Source organism: Microvirga aerilata (genome assembly GCF_016743775.1).
GTDB lineage: Bacteria > Pseudomonadota > Alphaproteobacteria > Rhizobiales > Beijerinckiaceae > Microvirga > Microvirga aerilata.
On record NZ_JAEQMY010000040.1, the window covers coordinates 1 to 25,414 of the forward strand.

Sequence of the window (25,414 nt, forward strand, 5' to 3'; positions counted from 1 at the left end):
GGATGATCGGGCGCTGCGGCATCGAGCTCCTCGCGGAGGGGATGGCGCCTGACATCTAGCTCGAATTGGTCATATCCCCGCCCCTGGATCCACTGTCCCGGAGGCGTGACGGCAGCACGCTCCCTAATCCTTTCGAGCAACGTGGCTAGGGTCGGCGCGGAAGAAGCACGCACATCCACATGGCCCATGATCACTCCATAGGGGAGAAGATGCATGTGGGAGTCGCACAATCCCGGAGTCGCAAGGCGGCCTGCCAGATCGATCACCTGCGTCGATGGGCCGATAAGAGGCTCCATGTCGGCGGCCGATCCCGTAGCCAAGACCTGCCCAGCCCAGAGGGCCATGGCTTCGGTCACCTGTTCTGAGATGCCGCAAAAGATGCGGCCGTTTGTGAGGACGATATCGGCTTTGGGCAGGATGGGCATGGACCACTCGCACGGCAAGGGCAGCTGCAGCAGCCGCTGCAGTTGAGGACGGGCGAGTTTGCATACCTTTTAGTCAATCAGCAAGGTCTCAGACGCCTTACGATAGGAAATTCTATCCTTGAAACTGTAGTTGTTTCGGGTCTAGCTTGATGTGTTAGCGACCAGATAAGGCGCAGGAATAGAGGGAGTCCGATGATACATTCAAAATCCATGGCCCGCTGGCTCGCGATGGGAGTCATCGCCGGCGTCACCGCCGTTTCCGCAGCGCCGGCATCTGCTCAAGCGACGCTCGATACGGTCAAGAAGCGCGGCAAAATTCTCTGCGGCGTGTCCCCGGTCGCTCCCGGCTTCTCCTATGCCGACGACAAAGGTGTCCGGCGCGGCTTCGACGTCGACATCTGCCGCGCCGTTTCAGCCGCAGTCTTCGCCGACCCTGAAAAGGTCGAATACGTTCCGCTGAACACCAATGTCCGCTTCCAGGCGGTTCAGTCGGGTGAGGTGGACATTCTATCCCGCCAGAACACCTGGAGCTTCTCGCGGGACGCGTCCCTTGGTCTCGATTTCGGGCCAGTCGTGTTCTATGACGGTCAAGGGTTGATGGCGCCAGCCAAACTCAACGTGAAGAGCGCCGGCGAGCTCGCCGATGCTGCGATCTGCCTTCTGCCCGGCACCACGACGCTCCAGAATCTCGAGGACTTCTTCCGTCCCAAGAACATCAAGTATGAATCCGTCGTGTTCGAGAACTCCGATGAGTGGCGGAACGCGTTCTTCAACGGGCGCTGCGATGCCATCACGACCGATCGTTCGGATCTAGCTTCCGTGCGCGCCATCGCCAACGATCCGTCGCAATACGTGGTCCTGCCCGAGACCATCTCGAAAGAGCCCCTCGCCCCGACCATTCGCCAGAACGATCCGAACTGGCGCGATATTCTGAACTGGTCGGTTTATGCTCTTATCGGCGCAGAGGAGAAGGGCGTTACCCAGGCCAATGTGGATGACTTTCTCAAGAGCGAGGACCCCGAGATCCAGCGCATGCTCGGCGTGAACGGCGATTTCGGCAAGATGCTGGGCCTCGACAACAAATGGGCCTACAACATCATCAAGTCGGTCGGAAACTACGCCGAAGTCTTCGATCGCAACCTCGGCCCGAAGACCCGGCTAGGCCTGACGCGCGGTCCGAACGAACTCTGGACCAAGGGCGGCCTGCTTTACGCGCCGCCGTTCCGGTAGTCTGAGATCAACGGGCGGCCATGCGGCCGCCCGTTCCACCCTCAGCATAGTCCGGAAAGGGACATCATGCGCGTCGATGCGTCGAGCGGGACGAGGCTCCTCTACAATCTTCGCTTCCGGGCGATCCTCTACCAGGTGCTCGCCGTCGGGAGCATCGTCCTTCTGGGACTTTACCTGTTTTCGAACGTATCCCAGAAGCTGGCAGAGCAGAACATCGCGACAGGCTTCGGTTACTTGAGCCGCGAAGCAGGCTTCGTCATCAGCCAGTCGTTGATAGACTACAAGCCCACTCATACCTACGGCCGCGCGATTCTGGTGGGCATCGTCAACACGGTTTGGGTATCGATCTGGAGCGTGGTGCTTGCTACCGTCATTGGCCTTTTCGTCGGCATCGCCCGTCTTTCACGAAATCCGCTGCTTGCCTTTCTGGCGTTTCTCTACGTCGAAGCACTGCGCAATGTGCCTCTCCTGCTCTATCTCTTCCTTTGGTATGCCCTGATCGTCACGGGCCTGCCGGCCGTGCGCGAAGCATGGGAAATCCTGCCGCACGTCTTCCTGAGCAACAGCGGCCTGACCGTGCCGTCCTTGGTGTGGACAAGCGCCCATACGATCATCCTCTTGGCGCTGGTTCTTGGAGGAGTTTTAGGAACCATTGTGCATCGCCGGGCAACGGCGGAGCGCATCAGGACCGGCAAGGTGCGGATGACCTGGCCGCTGGTCGTGTTGGCTCTTTTCCTCCCAGCCGTTCTCGCGATTTTGGTCGTGCAACCCGATCTTACGCTCAGCATCCCGGAGAAAGGGCGCTTCCGACTGACGGGCGGTTCTCAGCTCACCCCCGAATTCACCGCACTCCTCGTCGGCCTTGCTCTCTCGGCTTCGGCTGGCATCGCCGAAATCGTGCGAAGCGGCATTCTGTCGGTGCGCAAAGGGCAATGGGAGGCCGCACGCGCGTTGGGGCTGCGAGACAGGTCAACCATGCGCCTCGTCGTGCTGCCGCAGGCACTCCGCGTGATCATTCCGCCGCTCACCAGCAGCTATCTGAGCCTTTTCAAGAACTCGTCGCTTGCGATCGCCATCGGATATCCGGATCTCGTCATGGTGTCGAACACCACCATGAACCAGACGGGACAGGCGATTGAAGGAATCGCGATCTTCATGCTGGTCTATCTTGGCCTGTCGATCATGATTTCCATGTTCATGAACTGGTATAATAGCCGCGTCGCGCTGAAGGAGCGCTAGGCCATGACGACCGCAACCGACATTGCCGAAGCACAGCTGAAGATGCCGGTTCAGCGGGAGCCGGATGTGGAGCGTCGTCTGCTCCACCGCACCCTCAAGCCCCTCGTCGGGACTCCTGTCAATGCCTTCGTCACATTGGCTTGCCTTTGGGTCCTGTGGCTTGGCGTGAAGGGCGCTTACGGTTGGCTCGTAACCCGAGCCATTACCGAGGGTGGGGCCCAGGCCTGCAAGGTGGGCAACGGCGCTTGCTGGCCCTTCTACGAAGCGAAGCTTCGCTTCATGATCTTTGGCGTCTATCCTTATGACGAACATTGGCGTGTGGCGCTCGCGATGGTTTTGTTCCTTGGTGCTATCGGGGTCACGATGATCCCGCGATTCTGGAACAGAAATCTTTTCGTTCTCTGGGGAACAACGATCGTCGCCACGGCAATCCTGATCTGGGGCGGCGTCTTCGGCCTCCCCTATGTGCCGACAACGCAGTGGAGCGGCCTGCCCCTCTCCTTCCTGCTCTCGGCGGTCGGACTCGCCTTCGGCTTCCCTCTAGGGGTCGTTCTGGCCCTGGCGCGCTCCTCGAAGCTGCCCGCCATCCGCGTGATCGCCATCGTGTTCATCGAGGTGATTCGAGGTGTGCCCCTCATCAGCATCCTGTTCATGGCATCCGTCATGCTGCCGCTTTTCATGCCGAGCGGTATGACTGTGGACAAGCTGCTGCGGGCGCAGATCGCCATCATCATCTTCGCGGCCGCCTATATCGCAGAGGCGGTCCGTGGCGGCTTGCAGGCCATTCCCCGTGGTCAGCACGAGGCATCCAGCGCGATGGGCCTGCATTACTGGCAGTCCATGCGCCTTGTCGTTCTGCCGCAAGCTCTGAAGGTCGCCATTCCGCCGCTGGTAAACATTTCCATCGGCTTCTTCCAGGATACTACCCTTGTCACGATCATCGGCCTTCTGGATTTTCTATCCACCGTTCGCACAGCGATGACGGACCCGAACTGGGTCGGGATCGCCGTCATGGAGGGGTACGTTTTCGCGGCTGTCGTGTTCCTGATTTTCTCCTACGCGATGGGCGCCTATAGCCGGTTCCTGGAGCGACGCATGCGTCTTGGCCACGACTAGGTTGTCGGCAGAAGATTGATCAGGCGGCGCGAGCCGCCTGACGTTCCTTGGCGAGATCCATGGCTTGATAGGTCCAGTAGGTGAGCTGGGCTGCAGCAAGTCCGAAGAGGCCTCCGTTCCATACCAGCCCAAAGGGTTCGTAAAGGCGGTACCGGTCGCTTGTGCCGAGGATGCCTTCTGCGATGACGCGGCCTCCGATCGCCGTTGTGTTCATGCCACGTCCGCCGAAACCGAAGACGTACCAGACCCCTGGCCGGAGTTGCCCGATGAGCGGCATCAGGTGGCGCGCGTAGGCCATGAGACCCGACCATGCTGTCTCCAGGCGCACACCCTTGAGCTGGGGATAGGTGGAGATCATCGTTCTCTGCATCATGTCTGCGAGACGGCGTGGCTCCGTCGTCCGCGTCGTGATCCGCCCTCCCCAGAGAAGCCGCGCCCCCTCCTCGACAAGACGGTAGTAATCACCCGCACGACGGTTGTCGCTGATCGCCATTGGCGTGCGCACCGCCTCGGCGATCCTCTCCGGCGCCGCCTCCGTTAGAAGCACGTAAGTTGCAATCGGCAGGATGCTGCGGCGCAGGCGAGGGATCAGATCGTCCGTATAGCCGCCACCTGCCAGGATCACGTCGCGTGCCCTCACTTCACCACGTGCCGTCCTGACGACCTTTTCCGCGCCGTCGATCTCGCATCCGGTAACGCGGGAGCCCTCGAAGATCCTTCCATTCAGATCTTCGATTGCCGTTGCCAGAGACCGCGCGTAATTGAGGGGATGGAAGTGGAAGGAGGCAGGATCGTAGAGCGCCTGATAGTATTTCGGCGATCGCAGGACATCTCTTACGGCATCGGTAGGCATCACCTTGAGGTCGTACTCAAACTCCCTCTTCATCATCTCGCACTGCCGGGCAAGACCGTGGGGGTCATGATATCGGAGCACGCTCATCTTTCCGTAGACCCGCGTGTTATCGGTCATGCCAAGGCTGTCGATGTTGTCTTCAATGATACCTACACCCTCGATCGAAAGCCGATGCAGATCCTTCGCTCTCTGGGGCCCCACCATGCGGGTAATGTTGGCGTGACTTGTTGCATAGCCCGGCCCGACGAACCCGCCGTTGCGGCCCGATGCACCCCATCCAACCCGCTCGGCCTCCAGAACCACGACCGAACGGCCTGCTCGCGCCAGATCGAGAGCGGCCGACAGCGCTGCAAGCCCACCACCGATAACAGCAACATCGGCACTTATGGTGCCCTCAAGCGGGGAGCGTTGTGAAGAATCCGTGAGCGTACGTGTGTAGTAGGTATCTCCATAGCCGGTCATAAAGAGCCCCCAATCGTCCTCGTCTCCGCTGACCCTAGCGCATTCTCGGGAAAGAAAACCGCCTTTCAGCATAGAACACTACAGAATTGAACAGCAGGGACACATCCTTCTGAGAGGCTAGCATAACAGATGCCCATCTACGGCAACGTGCAGTTGGGCGCGTTGGACTGGACGGCAGTCTTTTCGGGAGGTGCCACGGGAGGCGATCCTTTTTACAGATTGTTCCGCCTCCCCTTCCATCGCCCGTATTTGCGGCGTAGCCTCCCGGAAAGGCAGCCTTGAACCGAGCACCGCGCGGCTCTTGCGGCTTCGACCGAAAGCAATGCGATCGGCGCGTGTGCCGAGGGCTTGGTTGTCTGCGAAAGCGCCGACGAGGAGGCAGGAACTTGAGCGAAGCACTTGGCACAGAAAAACTTGACCCAGAAGAGCTTGGCAGGATTGCGGAACAGCTTGCTGCCGAACACCGCGATGGAGTGAAATTCCACAGGTTTGATGAGATCGGCGGCCTGCCGGATGCTTACCGCGTCCAGGACGCCTACGTGGCGGCCACCATCTGCCACGATGCCTGTGCCGGCTACAAGATCGGCCTGACTTCCAAGCGCATGCAAAAGATGTGCGGCATCGATCAACCGATCTGCGGTACGATCTTCAGCCGCAACGTGTTCAGGAGCGGTGCCAGGTTGTCGATGGCCAGCTACGGCCGCCTCGGGCTCGAGTTCGAGATCTGCGTCCGTTTGGGCCGGGATCTGGATCCAGGCAGCGGGCCGTTCACGCCCGAGAAGGCCGGCGAAGCGGTCGATGCGGTTGCCGCAGCCATCGAACTCGTCGACGACCGTCATGCGGACTACAGCGCTCTCGACATCAACACGCTGGTTGCCGACAATTCCTGGAATGCCGGGGTCGTCTTGGGGGACTTCGCACCGCCCCCTGCCCGTTTGGACGATCTCGAAGGAATCGCCTACTGGAACGGCACAGAGCTTGCGCGCGGCCATGGGGCCGATGCGCTAGGCCATCCCTTCGTGCCGCTGGCATGGCTGGCCAACCATCTCGCCGCCCACGGACGCCGGCTACGCCGAGGCGACATCGTCATGACCGGCAGCATCGTGACAACGCAGTTTCCAACCGCTCCCTTCACCTACCGCTTCGATGTGGCTGGGCTCGGCAGCGTGGACATCAGCGGCAGCTAGGTTACGGCAGCGAACCCGGCATGCGTTGCTGGCTTGGTCATAGATCTGCTGTAATGACAGCCGATCCTAGGGCGCCACGGAGGCGACCATGGCCTGTGCAAGAGCCCTTCTGTCGGCGTGTATGGGCATTATCGCGTCGATACTCGCCTTCGGTGCAGAAGCCGAGCCAATCAGCCCCGAGAAGGTGCAAGCGGCACTTGAAAGGTGGCTGGCCGAGAGAGCCCCACTGGAGAAGGTCACCGGGATTGCCGCCTATCTCAGCCTTGGGGATCCCGGGCCGGCCATCGAGGCGTTCGCTGGCACCACAGGCCGAGCCCCCTCCGCCAGGCCCATCGGCCAGGACACCTTGTTCCAGATGGGCAGCACGTCGAAGTCGTTCACGGCCGCTGTGATCCTCAAGCTTGAGGCTGCCGACAAACTGTTGCTGGACGACACGATCGGCCGGTGGTTGCCGGAGTACCCTGCCTGGAAGGATGTCAGCATCCGACGCCTGCTGAACATGACCAGCGGGATTCCGAACTATTCCGAGACCGAGGCGATGTCACGCCTGTGGGCCGATGAACCCCATCGCGACCTCAGCACCGAGGAGCTTGTGAGGCTGGCATATCCCACCAGCAGCAACAGGCTCCCTGTGACAACAGGCTATCACTACTCCAACACCAACTACCTCTTGGCCAGCATGATTGCCGAGAAGGCAACCGGCAAGACATTCCAGGAACTGGTTCATGAGCTTGTGATCGAGCCATTTGGGTTGCACTCCACCTTCTACGAAAGCGGCACCTATCCTGAGGCCGTGATCCGGCGGCTGGCGCATGGCTACTTCGAGAACCCGGCCTGCACCGAATACCAGCCGAAGGATTGTACGGTGTCCTGGAACCTGCCTCTGATGGGCCGCGACATGCGTGCAATGAGTTCATCGTGGACCCAGGCCGCAGGCGGCGCCATCTCGAACGCCCGGGACGTCAGCCGCTGGATGCGCGCAGTCTTTTCAGGCCGGGTGGTGCCAGAAAAGCAGCAGGGCGAGTGGCTCCAGATGGTCTCAACCCGGACCGGAGAACCTATCGCCGGGTTGACGGCCGAGGATCCGCGCGGCTTCTCCCTTGGCCTGGCCCGTGCGATACTTGGGCCGGCGGGATCGCACTGGTTCTACGAGGGCGAGACGCTTGGCTACCGCACTCTCTACGTTTGGTTTGCAGAAGACGACATCTTGATCACAGTGCAGACCAACTCGCAGCCTGCCGACGGAATGGACCGGCTGCATGACGCGGTGACTGCAATCTACGAGGCGGTTCGACCACCTGCCTCGCCATGACCTTTCCGCCTGGATGCGATCTGGTGCCCCAAATATCGACCTGAGGAAGATCCAAGGATCCGCAATGAAGAAGGCTGGCATTCTGCATGACGGACGGACCGCGCAGCGCAGCGGTGCGCCTGCGAAATGCTCTTCTCCTCGGCATCTACGCTCCCCGCGCGCTGCTCTCGCCGTAACGATCCTTCTCACTGCATTCATCAGTTCCGCGCTCGCTCGCGCCCAAGGAGTAGGCTACCTGGTGCCGGCTCCCGCCACGGACAGTGTTCAAGCGGATCCGGAATATGGCTGCGACACCCCGGCCCTGCCCGTGATCTCCCTTGGCGTTCCAAGTAAGTACAGGCAGGACGATCCACGTCGCGCGACGCTCGATGAGTCTGCGAACGAGACCTACTCCAAGGCCGTGCAGCCACTGCGGGAGTATGGGAAGACTTTGGCGAAGATTGCGAACGCTTACGTAAAATCAAATCCGAAGAACCCCGCGGCAGCCGCTTGCGGGCTCACTTGGCTAAACCATTGGGCTGCGGCAGAGGCGATGACCGACATGCGCTCGCAACAGGCAAGCCTGAACCAGGGGCAGGCCGTTGCTGGTTTCGCGCTGGCTTATCTCCAAATCCGCAATGCTCCCGCTCTTGCGAAGGAGCAGAAAAAGCGCGTCGAGGATTGGCTGAAGGTGCTGGGCCGACAGGTTGCTGCCTCTATGGACAAGAACCGTGGAACGTCGGGCAAAAACAATCACCGTTATTGGAACGGCTTGAGTGCCATTGCGGCCGGTGTCGCGACCGGAGACAAATGGCTGATCGACTGGGGGGCCGACAGTGCCCGAATTGGCATCTCGCAGATCGCACCGGATGGGACCCTGCCGCTGGAGCTCAAGCGCGCGCAACGCGCTCGCGATTATCATACCTTCGCCACTGAGCCTCTGATCGCTATCGCCGAGTTGGCCCATACCCAGGGCATCGACCTCTACGCCGAAAACAAACATGCCTTGGCGCGGCTGGTGAGCCGGGTTGTTGAATCCTTCGGGGATCCATCTTTCTTTGAGAAGATCACAGGCTCCAAGCAGGAGCCATATCCAGGCGACGGAAGTGTGCCAGGTTATCGCATCGCTTGGCTTGAGATATATCAAAGCCGCTTCCCTTCACCCAAGAACGAGGCTCTGCTAGCCACAAAGCGGCCCGTTGCATCCAGCGGCATCGGCGGGGATATGACGCTGCTGTTTCATGACAAGGATTGACTGCTCTGCGGCAAAGCCGACGATCCGAGCCCTTGAGCTGTGCGCTCCAGCCTTGGGCCGAGTTGCCGAAGGCTGAACCCTGGAAACCATCCAGGTCGCCTGAGCCGGATGAACCGGAACGAGCATGAGACCCGCTGCGGAGCCGCCTAATCATGAGCTCCCATCATGCGCCGCCGCCAAGATGCGCATCACGGCTGGAACACCATCCGCCACCTCGGCTCACCCGGTAGGAAGGGGGCTGCTTGGCCTCTCACCCAATCCTCGTGCCCGGCCATGTAGTAGGGTGAGAGAGGATGACCGGTCTGGCTGGTCGGCATATGGAAGATGCCTGTCCCCTCGTGTCCAGGCGCAACCACAAACCGCTCCGATGCTCCCGTTGTGGGGCTTGCCACCCGGGGTTGGTAGAGGTCTCCTGGCTGCGGCTCACTCGATGGGTTCAAAAGGAGCGACAGCCCAGGCACCACTCTCGTCAGGGGGTGTCTGATCTCTGCCCGATTGGCTGCACCCCACGTGAAGGCGCCTAGCTGGCCTCCTGCTTGTGAGGCCACAGCCGACAAGGTTCTTGCAATCCCGGCGTTCACAACTGCATCCCAGCTCTGGTATCCAGCTGGCAAGAGATGAGCCGGCCGCTCCGTTATCAGGCGCCATACTGGTTCGTCCGCTTGTTTGCTCGTAATGGGACGAAGGCGCTGATCGTTGGCTTGTGCTGGCTCCCCCGCTCGCATAGGAACCGTGTAGGCATCATAGATTGCACCGATCACTTCGGCTCGAAACGTTCTGACAAGGCGGTAGCCAACCGATTCCGGGACTGCTCGCCCTCCCCAGTTCTCCACCTCGGGGATCAAAGGTGCGTACTGCGGATGCCCCGCACAGGCCCACAAGTGCTGAAGCAGAAGACCTTGCCACCGCTCCAGCAAAACCCCACGATCATCCAGTTGGATCGCCAGCATATCCCGCTCGTCAAATCTTTCCCTGGCCAACAGCTGATCGCGGATCTGGCGGGCCCGGGATCCGTGAGCATAAGCGCCAAAACCAAGCCGACCAAAGGCCTCACCGCCAACTACCCGGCTATTCGCGGTCCAGACCCTTCGGTTCTCCGGGTTGTAGACGACGGGCACCTCCTGGGGCGCCAGATAACCATTCCAACCTTTGCTGCCATCAGCCCAGGACACTGGCAGTCGTCCGTCAAATCCAAAGCGCTGCGGCAGGCCGGTGGTCACGGTCCAGCCGATGTTGCCCCGCACGTCGCCGACTACGAGGTTCTGATGCGGAATACCCAGCCGATGGGCGATACCCAGAGCATCGCGTGCTGAGCCGGTACGCTCGAGGGCCAGCATACCGCGAAGGTTCACCGCGATAGGATCGTGCGCGATCCAGCGGTACGCCAGTTTCCGTCCTTGGCGGTCGACGCCGATGACAGGCCCCCAAAGGCTCTCTTCGACCGATAGCATCTCGCATGCTGCACCTTTGGAGCAGATTTTCTCTTCTACGCGATCCAATGGCTGGGGACCCTCGGGCGTGCGATATAGGGATGAGCCTTCCTCAGCAGGCTCCAGGATCACCACGTCACTGGTATCCACATAGCTGTTGGTGAAGCCCCATGCGATCTTGCCGTTGCTGCCAGCCACGATGTTGGGAGCCCCGGGCAGGGTTACACCGGTTATGTTCAGGTGATCTCCAGTATCCTTGTCATCGAGGATAAGTCGCGCCCGGTACCAGATGTTGGGAACACGTAGGCCAAGATGCATGTCGTTGGCGACGATGGCAGAACCAGAGGTGCTAAGGGCCCCTCCCACAGCCCAGTTGTTGCTACCCAGGCTTGCGCTCTCAACGCTTCCGTCACCTGCCCGTATCGGAGGATGTGCTCCCATGGAGGAATGGCGATCTGGCATGGGCGGCGTTGGCAGGTTCGAGCTATCTAGCGGGGCATCCCACGATGTTCCCTCAGGAAAGAGGAAAGCTGCCAGTGAGGATCCCAGTGCTTCCCCGGCTTCAGCGCGCCGGCGCTCCGTCCGCCCATCGTCCTCCTGCAGATCGAAGTACATCGTGTAGACGGTCAGCACGGTGTCTTCTGCCAACCAAGGTGCAGGTGTGGAGCGCAGGAACATGTATTCGAAAGGAGGCGCCTCCAAGTCGCGCAAACCTCGGTTGACCCCGCCGGCGTAAGCGTCAAGGACGAGGCGCTCCTCCGGTATCATTGCGGCCAGCACTGCTCGGGCGCGGCTGCGGAAGCGGTGCAGGCGGCGCTCACGGTCTTGCGTCAGAGCAGCCGTTCCGGCCAGTTCTGAAAGTTCCCCTGCCGCAAGACGGCGCTGGCCATCCATCTGGAAGAAGCGCTCCTGAGCGTGGAGGTAGCCCAAGACCCATGCAAGGTCCGCACGGCTCCTTCCAGTGAGTGTCGGCACCCCATGGGCATCTCGCGCAACAGCAACGGGAGCCGAGAGACCCGGTGCCATAACAGTGCCTTCCAGGAGCGGAAGGCTGGAGCGCAACTGCGTGTAGGCCCAGAGGCTCGCAAACAGGATCGCAAGAGCGAGTGTCCCCACCGCTGCGAGGATCCGGCTCATCCAAGGTCGTCTCAGCACAATGCTTTGAGCAAACTCATTGGCCCACTCCTGCAAGGGGACGAGACACAAAGATTATAAAAGGATCGAGGCGAATTATTGGTTATGATCATCCGAGGCCAGGAAGGCTTAGAACCGTTCGAGCTCCGGCAGCATTCAGCTGTGATGTCCTCGCTCCGCACTGGCGAAGAACTCCACGTCAATCCGCCATGATCAGGTCTAAATCGCTGCCTGTGCTGGACAACTTCTTGGGCAGAAATCTCGCTTCCACCACCATCCGACCCTGAACGCCCATATGGCGGTGTCCGTGGGGCATAGGCGCCGCACGATCAGTTCACAACAGCCTCTGAAAGCTACTTTATCACCCGCAACTACTTCAAGCCTCGCGCGTTGCTTGGCCATCACTGATGCTTGGAGGGTTACCGATGCCCAACAAGAAGCGCCTTCACCTGTGCGGCAGTATAGGGTTTGCTTTAGCATCGTTTGGGCTCATTGGAGCCATTGTTGCTCAGCCACTGTTGGGTGCCGTGTGGTCGCCATCGTTCACCACTGCTCTGCTGACTAAGCCTATCTCGAAATGAGAGATGAGCGAAATATAGATTCCTTTAAGCGACTAATCTTCGCTGTAAGGAAAAGAGTTATTCAACTTCATTTTTGGACATCATTAACAAACGTTCTCATTGTGTGAATTCAGCATCGACGCAGAAGACCAAGATAACGGAACTATGCAAATCATGCACGCGTTTCACGATTTGAAATCAATGAGGTAATTCGATGCGCGTTCTGTTTTCTTCTGTTATTTTGATTGTAGCTGCCCTGCCCCTTTCTGCCCAGGCTCAGACCGCTCATGAGGCTGCTGGTGCTGGTGCGGGTCTAACTACTGGTGCTGTAGCCGGTGCGATTATCGGCGGCCCCGTTGGGGCGGCGATTGGTGGAGCAATTGGTGCTATTGCTGGTGGGGCACTTTCGAGACCTCAGGCTGCTCAGGTTCAGCAATATGTTGTGATGCAGGGAACCCCATCTGCATACGTCCAGGAGCCAGTTGTCGTGGGAAGGCCTCTGCCGCGGACAGCAGGCGTCTATGCAGTACCCTCAGGTGCGGGTGTGAACACTCAGTATCAATACTCCGTCCTCAACGAGCGTACCGTTCTGGTAGACCCCCGAACCCGACAGATCATTCAGGTCATCGAGTAGTTTGTACATTCCATAGAAAAAGAGAGGGCAGCCACCTAGGCTGCCCTTGTCATGAATAGCCAAGCAATAAAAGTGGAACCAAACTTAGCCATCGTTGGTGCATTGGCCGCAGTTGTTCTCAATACAATCGGGATTGTCCGGTCGATAGGCGTCTGTTCGGGAAAAACATCCTGGTGCGGCTTGATGAGTTTCCCGCCGCGATCCTTGATGGCAGTTGTCAGCAGGCGGGAGACGATGTCACCCGTGTTTGGTCAGGTTCTGGGCAACCAGCGGTGCGCCTAACTGCTGGAGCAGCCCGCCCTGTTTCAGTTCGCCTAATGTGATCGGTGCATAACCGAGGCGCTCGATCAGGCTCGCGATGTCAGCGTTGGCGACGGCGTCATTGCCCGAGACGAACAGAACGCGGCGTCCGCCATCCTGCGTTGGAGCGCTGGCCAGCACGGCCGCTGGAAGGGTGTTGAGGGCTTTGGCGACCCGTGCTCCCGGAACCATTTCGGCGATGACCGCCGTAGAGGAGCGACCTCCAAGATCCTTGGGCGTGAAGGCAGGAAAGTCGATGGCGTTCGTCGCATCGACAACGATCCGACCGTTCCATTGCGCAGAACCCCGGACAGCGTCAGCGACGGCCGTAAAAGGAACGGCGAGGATCACAGTATCCGCTTTCATGGCCTCGGGCAGAGCCGTCGGCGTTACGTGCGCTCCGAGCTCCGCAACCAGACCCGCAAGGGAGTCTGGTCCTGATCCGTGGGCAATGCCACCCAGCTCTGAAAGCCGAACACTGTCCCGCCGCTCGCACGTGTTGTCTCGCTGCTCCGCATCGAATGCACGATTTCCCGTCCAGCAGTCATGACGTTGACTTCACCGGGACGAATCGGTTGCACGTAGCCCTCGCTGTAGCGGTGCAGGATCTCGCCATCGATGAGGTAGGTCAGGCTTGCAAGCCCGATGTGAGGGTGAGGCCGGGTGTCGAGGCCGTCGCCTGCCTGAAAGGCCACGGGGCCGAAGCTGTCGAGAATGGAAGCAGGCCTCCAACCTATGGAGGCTAAGTCTTTGAAAAGAATGGCGCGCCCGAAAGGATTCGAACCTCTGACCCCCAGATTCGTAGTCTGGTGCTCTATCCAGCTGAGCTACGGGCGCTTGGTCGGCAGATCGTTGCGGGAAGCAACGTTGGCCGAGGCCGGTGACATAAAGGGATCTGACGCGGTTGGCAAGCCTCTTCATGCAGAAGTTTTGCCGAAAGCGTCAGATTGCGTTCTCAGGGGATGATCGATCCGGGATCGTGATCTTGAAGCAGGTTTTGTCAGGCCCTTCATGAAGCCCGATCGTTCCGCCATGCAGGTCGACAAGCTCGGCCGCAATCACCAGACCGAGGCCCGTTCCGCCCTTCTGACCCGAGCCCTGGAAAGGCGTGAAGAGATTGGCCCTGGCCCGCTCCGGAATGCCCGGGCCGTTGTCCTTGACCAGGATGACCACCGCCTTGCCCTCCCGCGATGCGCTCACGTCGATGCGCGGCCTGCCCTCGGACGTTCCTGCCTGGCTCAAGGCCTGGACGGCGTTGCGCACCAGGTTCACCAGAACCCGGGACAGCTGATCCCGATCGGCATCGATCATGAGGTCCTCAGGCACCTCGGCCTCGAAGGCGATCCCCACCTCCGGGGCGAGATCCGTCAGGTTGGACAGCTCCGCGATCAGGGGAGCCAAGGGAATGAGCCGCCGCTGCGGCAGGGGCTCGGTCGCGCGGCCGTAGGCAAGGGTGGTCTCGCAGAAGGCGATGGCCCGGTCCAGGGTGCCGACCAACCGCGGCGCGATCCGCTGGACGGACTCGTCGGTGACGCGGTCCAGGCGGTCGGTCAGGAGCTGGGCCGTGGTGAGCATGTTGCGAAGCTCGTGATTGATCTTGCTCACGGCAAGGCCGAGCTGCGCCAGGCGGCGCTTCTGGCGCAGCTCGTCGGCCAGCGTCGTCTCCATGCGGGCCAGGGCCTGCTCGGCCAGGCCGATCTCGTCGACCCGGTCCGTGGGGCGAATGACCCGCGAGGCATCCTCCGGATTGCTGGAGAACTCCGCGATGTTGCCGGTGAGCCGCCGCACGGGCCGCACGATCACCCATTGCAGGGTGAGATAAACGAGGCTGGCGGTGATGATGGAGATGAACAGCGACAGGAGCAGGATGTTGCGCGAGAACTCGACCATCGCATGACGCAGGGGACGCTGGTCGAGGATCATCTCGACGAAATCCACACCCATGCCGGAGCCGATGACCCGGATGGGCTTGTCCGCCGGGTTGAGCAGGGCGTCGAAGGCGTCGTGAACCAGGGTGTGCCATTTCGCGTCGCGCAGGTCGACGGTCTTGCTGACCTCGGGCGGCACGTCGCCTGTGGCCAGAAGGCTCCTTCGTCCGCCCCCGCGAAGGGCGATGGCCCTGGCGCCGACGCCGTGCAGCAGGCGCATCTCCAGTTCCTCGGAGAGGCTTTCCTCAGGGGCCGCATCGAGAACCATGGCGGCGATCTGCGCGGCCGCCAGCCGGTCGTTCAGCCAAGTCAGCCTGAAATTGGCGACCGAGGGCACATAGATGAGCACCTCCGCCAGCATCACGAACATGACCGTCAGCAGCAGAAGGCGCGCCGAGAGCCCGAACTGGCTCAAGATGCGTCCTGCAAGCGACTGTGTCCGTTCCAGGCTCATAGGGGCCTCATCCCAAGCGGCTGACGAAAGAAACCAAGCGCCGCACCCAGGGGTTCTGGGCTGACGGCTTCAGAAACTCCACCGCCGCGCTCTTCGTCACCTCGGAGAAAGTCGGGTAGGGATAAACCAAGCCCGCCAGATCCGAAACCTTCAAGCCCTGTGTCATCGCCAGAACCCAGGGCATGATCAATTCACCCGCATGGGAGCCCGCAATGGAGCAGCCCAGGATTCTGCCGCGGGGCGTCACGATGGCCTTGATATGGCCTTCCGTCGCCTTCTCGGCCCGCGCCCGGTCGTTGTCCGCGAAGGTCCAGCGCAGGATTCGAACCGTCGCGTGCCCCGCCCTGGCCTGGGCTTCCGTGAGACCCACCGAGGCAAGCTCCGGCACGGTGTAGACGACACGGGGGATGGGTGCACGGCCCAGGCGGACGGGCAACCGAAACAGGGCGTGACGGATCACGAGGCCCGCATGGTGATTCGCCACATGGGTGAAGCGGGCTCCCGCCCCTGCCCCGCCCGCGCAATCGCCGATGGCGTAAACACGGCGGTTCGCCGTCCGTAAGCCCCGATCCACCACGATGCCCGATGCGTCGGCCGCGATCCCCGCAGCCTCGAGCCCCAGATCCTCCACCCGAGGCCGGCGACCGGCGGCAACGAGCAGGTGGCTTCCCTCGATCCTTTCCCCTTCTGCAAGCACGGCAGCGAACCGCCCCGGCCCTTCCTGGTCGATCCGCGCGATGGACGCGCCCGTTCGAACAGTGACGCCCTCCCTCGCCAGGGAACGGTGGACCACCGTCGTCATCTCGGGATCCTCCCCGGCCAGGATGCGCTCTCCCGCCTCGAGAAGGCTGACCCTGACGCCCAGGCGCCGATAGGCTTGGGCGATCTCGACCCCAACAGCCCCACCTCCGATCACCACCAGGTGCTCCGGCTTCTCCGTCAGGTCGAAGACGGTCTCGTTGGTGAGATACGAAACCTGATCGAGCCCCGGGACAGGGGGTACAGCCGGCCGGGAGCCGGTTGCGATCACGAAGCGCCGCGCCTCGATCGTCAGGCCGCCCGCCATGACGGTTCGCGGGCCTGTAAAGAACGCTTCTCCCTGGATCACCCGCACGCCCATGGCCTCATAGCGCTCCATGGAGTCCATGGGAGCTATGGTGGCAACCACCTCCTTCACATGCGCTTGAACCCTGGCATAGTCGATCTCCGGCTCGGCCTCCTGGAGGCCGAAACGTCCCGCTTCACGAAAATCCTGCGCGCGGCTTGCGGCGGCGATCAGGGCCTTTGACGGGACACAGCCGACATTGAGGCATTCGCCCCCCATCCTGTGCTTCTCGACCAGCACCACGGATGCGCCGAGGGAGGCCGCGATCGCCGCAACCGACAACCCGGCCGATCCCGCGCCGATCACGCAAAGATCCGGCCGCAGCAGCCCGGCCACGCCCTCGTCCGTCCGTTTCACTGCTTGCCCTCCTCGGCGTTGCGCCCGCGCCAGAATTTGATCGCGATGGGGATCAGAGCCAATACTCCCAGGATGCCGAGAGCGATCATCAGCTCGGGGGTCAACAGGCTTTTGGGGTCGAAATCGACGGCGCAACCGCTGCGTCCCGTGGCCAAGCACTCGGCATGCTGCTTCTCATGCCTGGCGATGATGTCGTCGAGGCCGGAGCCTGCGAAGGCGAAAGCGAAGGAGGCCGGGAGCATGCCGAATTGGGTCGCCAGCACGAAATGCCTCAGACGCATGCCGAAAAATGCGGCGGCCAGGTTCGTGAGCCAGAACGGCATGACGGGAATGAGCCGCAAGGACAGGAGATAGAAAAAAGCCTGCCTCCGGAAGCCGTCCGCAAGGCTCTGAATGCGGGAGCCTGCCCGCCGCAGAAGGGGCCTTCCCAAGGACGTACGGGCGATCAGGAAGATGTTGGTGGCTCCGAGGGTGGCCGCCATGGAGGCGACGGTGCCGCCCAGGGCCCAGCCGAACAGGTAGCCCCCGATGGCGGTCAGGAAAGCCGAGACCGGGAGCGACAAGGTCACGGCCGCCACATAGACCAGCCCGTAGATTCCGAGCATTTTCAGGCGATCGGCGGCGACAAGCTCCTGAAGCCAGTTCTGATACCGGACGAAGGTGTCGAAGGTCAGGGATCGGTGGAGGCCGGTTGCGAAGACGGCTCCCACGGCCCCCAGCAGGAGAACGAGAGGCAATATGCGCCAGAGGCGGCTCTGCGCTCCCGAATGCCCAGGCTTCTGCTGCTTTTCGCCCACGTGGCCTCCTTGTTGTCCTGCATGGTATGTAGCGCCCGACACGGTCAAGCCTACGGCCCGTCCGCACGCGTGAGCGCCGGTCCTCATTGCCGCATAAAGGCCAGAGCGGCGTTGACTTTGCCCCGGCCTTCCGTCATAAGCCCGCAAGCTGACAGCGCTCTTCTTGGGGCGCTGATCGTTTTTTCAGACAGTTTTGGGGCAACCCATTCTAACCAGACGGGCGCGAGCCATCGAGCACCGCTGCCCCATTCGACCGGAGATGTGCCGTGAAGAGGACGTATCAACCGAGCAAGCTGGTTCGCAAGCGCCGCCACGGCTTCCGTGCGCGCATGGCGACCAAGGGTGGCCGCAAGGTCATTGCCGCTCGCCGCGCCCATGGCCGCAAGCGCCTTTCGGCGTAAGCAGCCTGTAAGGATAGCCCGATGCGCGAGCCTCGCGCCGCGTCAAGCCTCGGGCGTCTGACGAAAAGACCTGACTTCGTCGCGGCGGCCTCCGGCCGCCGCTTTCATACCGAGCGGATGACGGTCCAGGCTCGATTGCGCGAGGGTTCCGGCCTCGGCCTGCGCTTCGGCCTCACGGTAACGAAGCGGGTCGGCCACGCCACCGAGCGCAACCGGATCAAGCGCCGGCTTCGGGCTGCCCTTCCCCCGGCAGGCCAGGATTACGCCAGGATCGATGCGGACGTCGTCATCATCGGGCGGCGTGACATCCTGAGCGCCGATTTCAGCGTGCTCATCGACGATCTCCGGCGCGCGCTCAAGGCGGTCACCAAGCCGAAAAGCGCGCCCCCCGCAGAGCGTCCCCTCTCCTCCTCACCTCCCCCCAACGGCGAGCGTCGCGGACATCCCAATGCGTGAAGACAACAGAAACCTCATCATCGCCATCGCGCTGTCGCTGGCGGTCTTGCTAGGCTGGCAATACTTCTTTGCGGCTCCCCAGGCCGAAAGGCAGCGCCTGGCGGCCCAGCAGCAGCAATCCACGCAGGTCAATCCCAACGCGCCAAATCCGCCGGCAAGCCCGAGCCAGGCCGGCGGCGCCGCTCCCACGGTGCCCGGAACCGTTCCGAGCACCCCGGCGGCGCCTGCCGTCGAAACTCGCGAGGCGGCCCTTGCCCGCTCGCCGCGCATTGCCATCGACACGCCTGCCATCGCGGGCTCCATCAACCTGCGCGGCGGCCGCATCGACGACGTGGCGCTCAAGAACTACCGCGAGACGGTCGACCCCCGGAGCCAGAACATCGTGCTCCTGTCGCCCGCCGGCACCCAGAACCCCTATTATGCCGAATTCGGCTGGCTCGGCGCGCAGGCGGGCAGCCTGCCCAACGCCAACACGGTGTGGACGGCCGACAAGCCCACGCTGACCCCCGGCAGCCCCGTCACCCTGACCTGGCAGAACGACCAGGGCCTGGCCTTCCGCCGCACGATCTCCGTCGACGACAAGTTCATGTTCACGGTGAAGGACGCGGTCGAGAACCGCGGCTCCGCTCCCGTGACGCTGCAATCCTACGGCCTCGTCTCGCGCTATGGGACGCCGGTCACGCTCGGCTATTACGTGCTCCACGAGGGCATGATCGGCGTGGTGGGTGATGAGGGCCTCCAGGAGATCACCTACGCCAATCTCGACAAGGCGGATCCCGTGGCCGGCTCGAGCGCCGTCGGCAACATCTGGAATTCGGCGACCGGCGGCTTCCTCGGAATCACCGACAAGTACTGGGCCGCCGCCGTCATCCCGGATCAGGCGCAGCCCTATCAGGGCTCCTTCACCTCCCAGCAGGGCCAGACGGCTCGCACCTACCAGGCGACGGTGGCCGGCACGGCGCAGACCCTCCAGCCCGGCGGCACGACGGAAGTGACCCAGCGTCTCTTCGCAGGCGCCAAGGAGGTTGGAACCGTCGATGCCTATCAGGGCACGCTCGGCATCAAGAACTTCGACCTCCTGATCGATTGGGGCTGGTTCTACTTCATCACCAAGCCGCTCTTTAAGGTCCTGGACTTCTTCTTCCATCTGTTCGGAAACTTCGGCATCGCGATCCTGCTCGTCACGGTGCTGCTGAAGATCCTGTTCTTCCCGCTGGCCAGCAAGTCCTACGCCTCCATGGCCAAGATGAAGGCCGTGCAGCCGGAGATGACTTCGATCCGCGAGCGCTATGCGGACGACAAGATGAAGCAGCAGCAGGCGCTGATGGAGCTCTACAAGAAGGAGAAGATCAATCCGGTGGCCGGCTGCTGGCCGGTGCTGATCCAGATCCCGGTGTTCTTCGCGCTCTACAAGGTGCTCTTCGTCACCATCGAAATGCGCCACGCGCCGTTCTTCGGCTGGATCCGCGACCTCGCCGCTCCCGATCCGACCTCCATCTTCAACCTGTTCGGCCTCCTGCCCTACAACCCGGGCGCCGTGCCGGTGCTCGGACAGTTCCTCATGCTGGGCGTGTGGCCGATCCTCATGGGCATCACCATGTGGCTGCAGATGAAGATGAACCCGGAGCCGCCGGACCCGGTCCAGAAGCAGGTCTTCGCCTGGATGCCGGTGATCTTCACCTTCATGCTGGGCTCCTTCCCGGCCGGTCTCGTGATCTACTGGGCCTGGAACAACCTGCTCTCGGTCACCCAGCAGGCCTTCATCATGCGCAAGAACGGCGTCAAGATCGAGCTGTGGGACAACCTGCGCAAGACATTCGCCCGCAAGAGTCCCGCCAGGGGCTGAGCGGCAACCAACCAGAAACGATCATCCCCGGGCCCCGTCCCGGGGATTTTGTTTGGACGATACGGCAGGACGAAAATGACAGCCTCCGGCCCCGATCCCCTGAACCCTCATCCGCTCCCCGGCCATCCCCGGGTGGGGTTCCTCAAGGCCTTCGTGAAGCAGGCGAACATCGAGATCGGCGAGTTCACCTATTACGATGATCCGCTCGGCCCAGAGGGATTCGTCGAGCGGTGCGTCCAGCACCACTACGATTTCATGGGCGACAGGCTCGTCATCGGCAAATTCTGCGCCATCGCGGCTGGAACCGCCTTCATCATGAACGGCGCGAACCATGCCATGACGGGCTTTTCCACCTATCCCTTCAACATCTTCGGCCAGGGCTGGGAGCAGGGATTCGATTGGGCTACCATTCAGGCGGGCTTCAAAGGCGACACCACGGTGGGCAACGATGTGTGGATCGGCCAGGAGGCGACGATCATGCCCGGGGTCGCGATCGGCGACGGAGCCATCATCGCGGCGAAATCCGTGGTGACGGCCGATGTGCCGCCCTATGCCATCGTCGGCGGCAATCCGGCCAAGCTCATCCGCCGGAGGTTTGCGGATGATGTCATAGCCGAACTTCTCGCCATCCGCTGGTGGGATTGGAGCGTGGACAGGATCACCCGCAATCTCGATGCCATCCGAGGGGCGGACCTGGAGGCCCTGCGCAGAGCCGTCTGATGGCGCCGGATCGAGGCCGATCTAAGCCTCCATCAGCCCCTTGAGCTTGATGTGCTGCAGCAGCATGATCGTCTTGCCATCGACGATCCGCCCCTGGTCGATCATCCCGAGGGCTTCATCGAGGGCGATCTCCAGGACCTCGATGTCCTCGCCCTCGTGGCGATCCCCGCCGCCCTGGCCGATCCGGTCGTCCGGCGAGTAGCGGCCTAAAAAGAACATGAGCCTTTCGGTCACGCTGCCGGGGCTCATGAACGCGTGAAAGACCTTCTCGATATGGCGGAGCCTGTAGCCGAGCTCCTCCTCGGCCTCCCGGCGGATGCAGGTTTCCGGGTCGTCCCTGTCGAGAAGGCCGGCGCAGGCTTCGACAAGCGGCTCGGAATGGCCGCTCACATAGGCGGGAAGCCGGAACTGCCTGACGAGCAGCACCGTGCCGCGCTCCGGATCGTAGGGCAGGATCACGGCCCCATGGCCCCGGTCGTAGGTCTGCCGGACCTGCCTTTCCAGGCTGCCGTCCCGGCGCCGGTAGTCGAAGGTGTATTTCTTCAAGGTGGCCCAGTCGTCGGAGAGCACCTCGACGGAGCGGATCAGGATGACGGCGTCGGTCATGTCAAAGCCTTGGTGGCGCCTGCCCAGGGCAATCCCGGGCGCTGCGACCAATCGGCTTGAAACTGGCAGATACGGGATCGAATGCACTCCTGCGGTTTTGTAGAATGGCAGGACAATTCTGAAGAGCGGCCGGCGCTCCGAGGATGAAAGCTGGGGATCGCCTTTCCGCGCCGAGCCGCTATAAGAGGCCATGACCGACACAAGCCCCCAAGACCAAGACCTGGATCCTTTCCTGGAAATCGGCCGCAAGATCTTTGCCGGCGAGGCGGATTTCATCTGGGCCGCGAACTCCCTGAAGAACCTGCCGCCCATGAGCAAGGTCGAGATCGCCTTTGCCGGACGCTCGAATGTGGGCAAGTCGAGCCTCGTCAATGCGCTGACCGGGCGCAACACGCTCGCACGCACCTCGCACACCCCGGGCCGGACGCAGCAGCTCAACTTCTTCAACATCAACAACCGATTCCATCTCGTCGACATGCCCGGCTACGGCTACGCCGCCGTCGAGAAGCAGAAGGTGCAGGCCTGGACGCAGCTGATCCACGACTACCTGCGCGGACGGGCGAGCCTCGCCCGCGTCTATGTGCTGATCGACGCGCGCCACGGCATCAAGCCGGTGGACGAGGCGGTGTTGGAGACCCTCGGCACCGCCGCCGTCTCCTACCAGATCGTTCTCACCAAGGCGGACGAGCCGAAGAAGGACGAGCTCGAGAAGCGCATCGCCGAAACGCAGCAGAAGATCGCAAAGCGCGCCGCCGCCTTCCCCGAAATCCTCACCACGTCGAGCCGTTCGGGCCTCGGCATCCCGGAGCTGCGCGCCGGCATCGCCCGCCTCCTCAGCGAAAGAGGCGCGGGATGAGCCTCGCCGCCCGGATCCTGATCGTCCTCGCCTCCCTGTCCGGGCTGCTCGGGGTCGGCCTCTCCGCCGCCGCAGCCCATATTGCCGGCGGCAATCTCACCACGGCGGCGCAGTTTCTCCTGTTTCATGCCCCTGCCCTGCTCGCCCTCGTGGCCCTGATGGCGGCTGGCGCCGTGAACCCCATGCTGGCGCAGATCGCGGGCTACATTCTCGTTCTGGGACTGATCCTGTTCTGCGGCGATCTCTCCCGCCGCGCCTTTTCAGGGGTGGCGCTTTTCCCCAGGGCTGCGCCCACAGGGGGCATCCTCCTGATGCTGGGCTGGCTTCTGGTGGGGGTCTCGGCTCTTCTTCGCCTGCGAGCCTGAAGTCCCTGTTTGCACGGGCCCATCCTTGGGCTAGAAGGCAGGCCGTTTCGTCTTGATCACCGCGCCGGAGCCGTCCATGTCCGATCCATCCACGTCCCTCCCCGACGTTCATGTGCAGGCCGAGGTGCTTGTGCAGGCCCTGCCGCACATGCAGCGCTACGACCAGCAGGTGGTGGTGATCAAGTATGGCGGCCACGCCATGGGCGACCGCGCGGCAGCCGAGGATTTTGCCGAGGACGTGGTTCTGCTCGAGCAGTCGGGCATCAAGCCCATCGTCGTCCATGGCGGCGGGCCGCAGATCGGCAGGATGCTGGACAAGCTCGGCATCAAGTCCGAGTTCAAGGCGGGGCTTCGCGTCACGGACGAGGCCACTGTCGAGGTGGTCGAGATGGTGCTCGCCGGCTCCATCAACAAGCAGATCGTCGGCTGGATCGGCACCGAGGGCGGCAAGGCCGTGGGCTTGTCCGGCAAGGACGGCAACATGGTCACGGCCCGGAAGGTCACCCGCACGGCCGTGGACCCTGAGTCCAACATCGAGAAGGTGGTGGATCTTGGCTTCGTGGGCGAGCCGGAGTCGGTAAACCGCGAGGTTCTGGACCAGGTTCTGAGCGCCGAGCTCATCCCGGTCCTCGCCCCCGTGGCCATCGGCCAGGACGGCCAGACCTACAACGTCAATGCCGACACCTTCGCGGGCGCCATCGCCGGCGCCATGACGGCCAAGCGCCTCCTGCTCCTGACCGACGTGCCCGGCGTTCTCGACAAGAACAAGAACCTGATACCGGAAATGACCATCGAGGATTGCCGCCGCCTCATCGCCGACGGCACCATCACCGACGGCATGATCCCGAAGATCGAGACCTGCATCTATGCCCTGGAGCGGGGCGTGGAGGCCGTGGTCATCCTCGACGGCAAGGTGCCCCATGCGGTGCTCCTGGAGCTGTTCACGGATCACGGCGCAGGCACCCTGATCCGCAGGGGGTAAGGCCCGGGGCCTTCCCGAAGCAGCCAGAATACCTATATCATCCTCAGTGGGGCCGCACGGCCCCATTGTCGTCTTTGAGATCCATGAACGCGAAGCCAGCCACCCAGAGCCACCTGTCGGCCCCCGACTCCCGTCCGTTCTCGCATGTGGAGACGTGGGTCTTCGACCTGGACAATACGCTCTACCCGCACACCTCGCGGGTTTGGCCGCAGGTCGATCAGCGCATCACCCTCTACATCTCGGACCTTTTCGGCCTCGATGGCCTGTCCGCCCAGGCGCTGCAGAAGTTCTTCTATCACAAATACGGCACGACCCTTAAGGCGCTGATCGACGAGTACGACATCGATCCGCACGACTTCCTCGATTTCGCCCACGACATCGACCACACCGCTATCGAGCTGAACGCCAGTCTCGGCGAGGCGATCGAGAAGCTTCCAGGCCGCAAGCTCATCCTCACCAACGGCTCCCGCAAGCACGCGGAGAATGTCGCGAAGAAAATCGGCATCCTCGATCACTTCGAGGACGTGTTCGACATCGCCGCCTCCAACTTCGTGCCGAAGCCGGACCGCCGGGCCTACGAGATCTTCCTGGAGAAGCACGGGGTGGAGCCTGCCCGCTCGGCCATGTTCGAGGACATCGCCAAGAACCTGACCGTGCCGCACGAACTCGGCATGACCACCACCCTGATCGTGCCGAAGACCATCGATCCCTTCCGCGAGAGCTTCGAGCAGGAGGCGGTCAAGACGCCTGACATCGACTACATCACCAACGATCTGGCGGATTTCCTGCGCGCTTACGCCTTGCCGGAAAAACAGCACTCCCGCCCATAAAAATGGCCTCCTTTCGGAGGCCATTCGTGTTCGACGGAGCAGGGACCGTTACGCGGCCTGAGTGTTGATCTTGCTCTCGGCGATGCGGCTGAGCTTCTGGTCGGTGGCCTTCTCCTGATCCAGGATCTGGTGCAGGACGCCGGCGCAGTCTTCGCGACCCAGCTGCTTGGCCCAGGCAACGAGGGTGCCGTAGCGGGTGATCTCATAATGTTCGACGGCCTGAGCGGCGGCCAGCAGAGCGGCATCGAGAACCTGCGGATCTTCGATGTCGCCGGCGATGTCCTGCGCCTCGCTGATGATGCCGTCGATGGCCGGGCAGGTTACGCCCTTCGGATCGTGGCCGTGCATCCGGAACACCTGCTCGACCATCTGGATCTGCTGCTGGGTTTCACCGAGATGCGTCTGGAACGCCTGCTTCAGCTGAGGGTCCGTGGCCTGCTCCATCATCTGGGGCAGGGCCTTCGTGATCTGTTGTTCGGCGTAGTAGATGTCCTGCAGGGTATGGACGAAGAGGTCGTCCAACGACTTGATGTCCTTTGACAAAAGGCCCATAGCGCAATCCTTCCCGAGTTCTGAGACGTGCCGGCATGCGAGC

At 62.2% G+C, this 25,414-nt stretch carries 25 protein-coding genes and 1 tRNA gene; 15 read left to right on the forward strand and 11 right to left on the reverse strand.

The features are described from left to right. On the reverse strand, positions 1–425 hold a 425-nt coding region (locus tag JKG68_RS20640; RefSeq protein ID WP_202063247.1), incomplete at its 3' end, for an amidohydrolase family protein. A gap of 210 nt (positions 426–635) precedes the next feature. On the opposite strand from JKG68_RS20640, the gene JKG68_RS20645 reads away from it, so the two are divergent. The 3 genes from JKG68_RS20645 (at position 636) to JKG68_RS20655 (ending at position 4,010) form a co-directional block, all read left to right on the forward strand. Further along, a complete protein-coding gene (locus tag JKG68_RS20645; protein WP_202063285.1) occupies positions 636–1,655 on the forward strand; it encodes an amino acid ABC transporter substrate-binding protein in 1,020 nt (339 codons plus the stop codon). A 234-nt stretch (positions 1,656–1,889) separates the two neighbouring features. Continuing rightward, on the forward strand, positions 1,890–2,894 hold the full coding sequence (locus tag JKG68_RS20650) for an amino acid ABC transporter permease (RefSeq protein ID WP_246515673.1): 1,005 nt from the start codon (positions 1,890–1,892) through the stop codon (positions 2,892–2,894). Between the two features lie 3 nt (positions 2,895–2,897). Then, a complete protein-coding gene (locus JKG68_RS20655) occupies positions 2,898–4,010 on the forward strand; it encodes an amino acid ABC transporter permease (protein WP_202063249.1) in 1,113 nt (370 codons plus the stop codon). A gap of 19 nt (positions 4,011–4,029) precedes the next feature. Here the strand turns inward: JKG68_RS20655 and JKG68_RS20660 are convergent, their stop codons facing one another. Continuing rightward, the gene (locus JKG68_RS20660) at positions 4,030–5,325 is read right to left on the reverse strand and encodes an NAD(P)/FAD-dependent oxidoreductase (RefSeq protein ID WP_202063250.1); all 1,296 of its coding nucleotides are present in this window, start codon (positions 5,323–5,325) and stop codon (positions 4,030–4,032) included. Positions 5,326–5,711: 386 nt separating this feature from the next. Between JKG68_RS20660 and JKG68_RS20665 the strand changes: the two genes are divergently transcribed. The 3 genes from JKG68_RS20665 (at position 5,712) to JKG68_RS20675 (ending at position 9,058) form a co-directional block, all read left to right on the forward strand. Further along, entirely contained in the window at positions 5,712–6,512 is an 801-nt protein-coding gene (locus tag JKG68_RS20665; protein ID WP_202063251.1) for a 2-keto-4-pentenoate hydratase, read from the forward strand. Positions 6,513–6,600: 88 nt separating this feature from the next. Then, the gene (locus tag JKG68_RS20670; protein ID WP_202063252.1) at positions 6,601–7,824 is read left to right on the forward strand and encodes a serine hydrolase domain-containing protein; all 1,224 of its coding nucleotides are present in this window, start codon (positions 6,601–6,603) and stop codon (positions 7,822–7,824) included. Positions 7,825–8,131: 307 nt separating this feature from the next. Further along, complete coding sequence (locus JKG68_RS20675) at positions 8,132–9,058, forward strand: alginate lyase family protein (RefSeq protein ID WP_376773179.1); 927 nt, start codon at positions 8,132–8,134, stop codon at positions 9,056–9,058. A 188-nt stretch (positions 9,059–9,246) separates the two neighbouring features. On the opposite strand, the gene JKG68_RS20680 is transcribed toward JKG68_RS20675, so the two are convergent. After that, positions 9,247–11,625 (reverse strand): penicillin acylase family protein, encoded by a 2,379-nt coding sequence (locus tag JKG68_RS20680; protein WP_202063254.1) that lies wholly within the window; start codon positions 11,623–11,625, stop codon positions 9,247–9,249. Positions 11,626–12,396: 771 nt separating this feature from the next. Here JKG68_RS20680 and JKG68_RS20685 point away from each other — a divergent pair. Beyond that, positions 12,397–12,816 carry a DUF1236 domain-containing protein gene (locus JKG68_RS20685; protein ID WP_202063255.1) on the forward strand — a complete coding sequence of 140 codons (420 nt, stop codon included), beginning with the start codon at positions 12,397–12,399 and terminating at the stop codon, positions 12,814–12,816. Positions 12,817–13,053: 237 nt separating this feature from the next. Here the strand turns inward: JKG68_RS20685 and JKG68_RS20690 are convergent, their stop codons facing one another. The 6 genes from JKG68_RS20690 to JKG68_RS20715 form a co-directional block, all read right to left on the reverse strand. After that, on the reverse strand, positions 13,054–13,578 hold the full coding sequence (locus JKG68_RS20690; protein ID WP_202063287.1) for an NADPH-dependent F420 reductase: 525 nt from the start codon (positions 13,576–13,578) through the stop codon (positions 13,054–13,056). Next, entirely contained in the window at positions 13,506–13,913 is a 408-nt protein-coding gene (locus tag JKG68_RS34770; RefSeq protein WP_202063286.1) for a pirin family protein, read from the reverse strand. The genes JKG68_RS20690 and JKG68_RS34770 overlap by 73 nt, the downstream gene beginning before the upstream one ends. Then, positions 13,877–13,953: transfer RNA gene (locus JKG68_RS20700), tRNA-Arg, on the reverse strand. The genes JKG68_RS34770 and JKG68_RS20700 overlap by 37 nt, the downstream gene beginning before the upstream one ends. A 105-nt stretch (positions 13,954–14,058) precedes the next feature. Then, on the reverse strand, positions 14,059–15,498 hold the full coding sequence (locus JKG68_RS20705) for a sensor histidine kinase (RefSeq protein ID WP_202063256.1): 1,440 nt from the start codon (positions 15,496–15,498) through the stop codon (positions 14,059–14,061). Positions 15,499–15,505: 7 nt separating this feature from the next. Beyond that, entirely contained in the window at positions 15,506–16,960 is a 1,455-nt protein-coding gene (locus tag JKG68_RS20710) for a dihydrolipoyl dehydrogenase family protein (protein ID WP_312890896.1), read from the reverse strand. Beyond that, positions 16,957–17,757, reverse strand: a complete 801-nt coding sequence (locus tag JKG68_RS20715) for a TVP38/TMEM64 family protein (RefSeq protein WP_202063257.1) — start codon at positions 17,755–17,757, stop codon at positions 16,957–16,959. Before JKG68_RS20715 ends, JKG68_RS20710 begins: the two co-directional genes overlap by 4 nt. Before the next feature lie 266 nt (positions 17,758–18,023). Between JKG68_RS20715 and rpmH the strand changes: the two genes are divergently transcribed. The 4 genes from rpmH to JKG68_RS20735 all read left to right on the forward strand — a co-directional run bounded on the left by rpmH (position 18,024) and on the right by JKG68_RS20735 (position 21,180). After that, positions 18,024–18,158 carry a 50S ribosomal protein L34 gene (gene rpmH, locus JKG68_RS20720; protein WP_027314822.1) on the forward strand — a complete coding sequence of 45 codons (135 nt, stop codon included), beginning with the start codon at positions 18,024–18,026 and terminating at the stop codon, positions 18,156–18,158. A gap of 21 nt (positions 18,159–18,179) precedes the next feature. Further along, the gene (gene rnpA / locus JKG68_RS20725; protein ID WP_202063258.1) at positions 18,180–18,614 is read left to right on the forward strand and encodes a ribonuclease P protein component; all 435 of its coding nucleotides are present in this window, start codon (positions 18,180–18,182) and stop codon (positions 18,612–18,614) included. Continuing rightward, the gene (yidC, locus tag JKG68_RS20730) at positions 18,607–20,460 is read left to right on the forward strand and encodes a membrane protein insertase YidC (protein ID WP_202063259.1); all 1,854 of its coding nucleotides are present in this window, start codon (positions 18,607–18,609) and stop codon (positions 20,458–20,460) included. The genes rnpA and yidC overlap by 8 nt, the downstream gene beginning before the upstream one ends. 75 nt (positions 20,461–20,535) lie before the next feature. Beyond that, positions 20,536–21,180 carry a CatB-related O-acetyltransferase gene (locus JKG68_RS20735; RefSeq protein ID WP_202063260.1) on the forward strand — a complete coding sequence of 215 codons (645 nt, stop codon included), beginning with the start codon at positions 20,536–20,538 and terminating at the stop codon, positions 21,178–21,180. Between the two features lie 21 nt (positions 21,181–21,201). Here JKG68_RS20735 and JKG68_RS20740 read toward each other — a convergent pair whose 3' ends face one another. Further along, a complete protein-coding gene (locus JKG68_RS20740; RefSeq protein ID WP_202063261.1) occupies positions 21,202–21,786 on the reverse strand; it encodes an NUDIX domain-containing protein in 585 nt (194 codons plus the stop codon). Between the two features lie 190 nt (positions 21,787–21,976). Between JKG68_RS20740 and yihA the strand changes: the two genes are divergently transcribed. The 4 genes from yihA (at position 21,977) to JKG68_RS20760 (ending at position 24,819) form a co-directional block, all read left to right on the forward strand. After that, positions 21,977–22,642: a ribosome biogenesis GTP-binding protein YihA/YsxC gene (gene yihA, locus JKG68_RS20745; RefSeq protein ID WP_202063262.1), complete on the forward strand. Its 666-nt coding sequence runs from the start codon at positions 21,977–21,979 to the stop codon at positions 22,640–22,642. Continuing rightward, positions 22,639–23,007, forward strand: a complete 369-nt coding sequence (locus JKG68_RS20750; RefSeq protein WP_202063263.1) for a DUF423 domain-containing protein — start codon at positions 22,639–22,641, stop codon at positions 23,005–23,007. The genes yihA and JKG68_RS20750 overlap by 4 nt, the downstream gene beginning before the upstream one ends. Positions 23,008–23,083: 76 nt before the next feature. Continuing rightward, the gene (gene argB / locus JKG68_RS20755) at positions 23,084–23,989 is read left to right on the forward strand and encodes an acetylglutamate kinase (RefSeq protein WP_202063264.1); all 906 of its coding nucleotides are present in this window, start codon (positions 23,084–23,086) and stop codon (positions 23,987–23,989) included. Between the two features lie 83 nt (positions 23,990–24,072). After that, positions 24,073–24,819 carry a pyrimidine 5'-nucleotidase gene (locus tag JKG68_RS20760; protein WP_202063265.1) on the forward strand — a complete coding sequence of 249 codons (747 nt, stop codon included), beginning with the start codon at positions 24,073–24,075 and terminating at the stop codon, positions 24,817–24,819. A gap of 48 nt (positions 24,820–24,867) precedes the next feature. Here JKG68_RS20760 and JKG68_RS20765 read toward each other — a convergent pair whose 3' ends face one another. After that, entirely contained in the window at positions 24,868–25,371 is a 504-nt protein-coding gene (locus JKG68_RS20765) for a YciE/YciF ferroxidase family protein (RefSeq protein WP_202063266.1), read from the reverse strand. Positions 25,372–25,414: the final 43 nt, after the last annotated feature.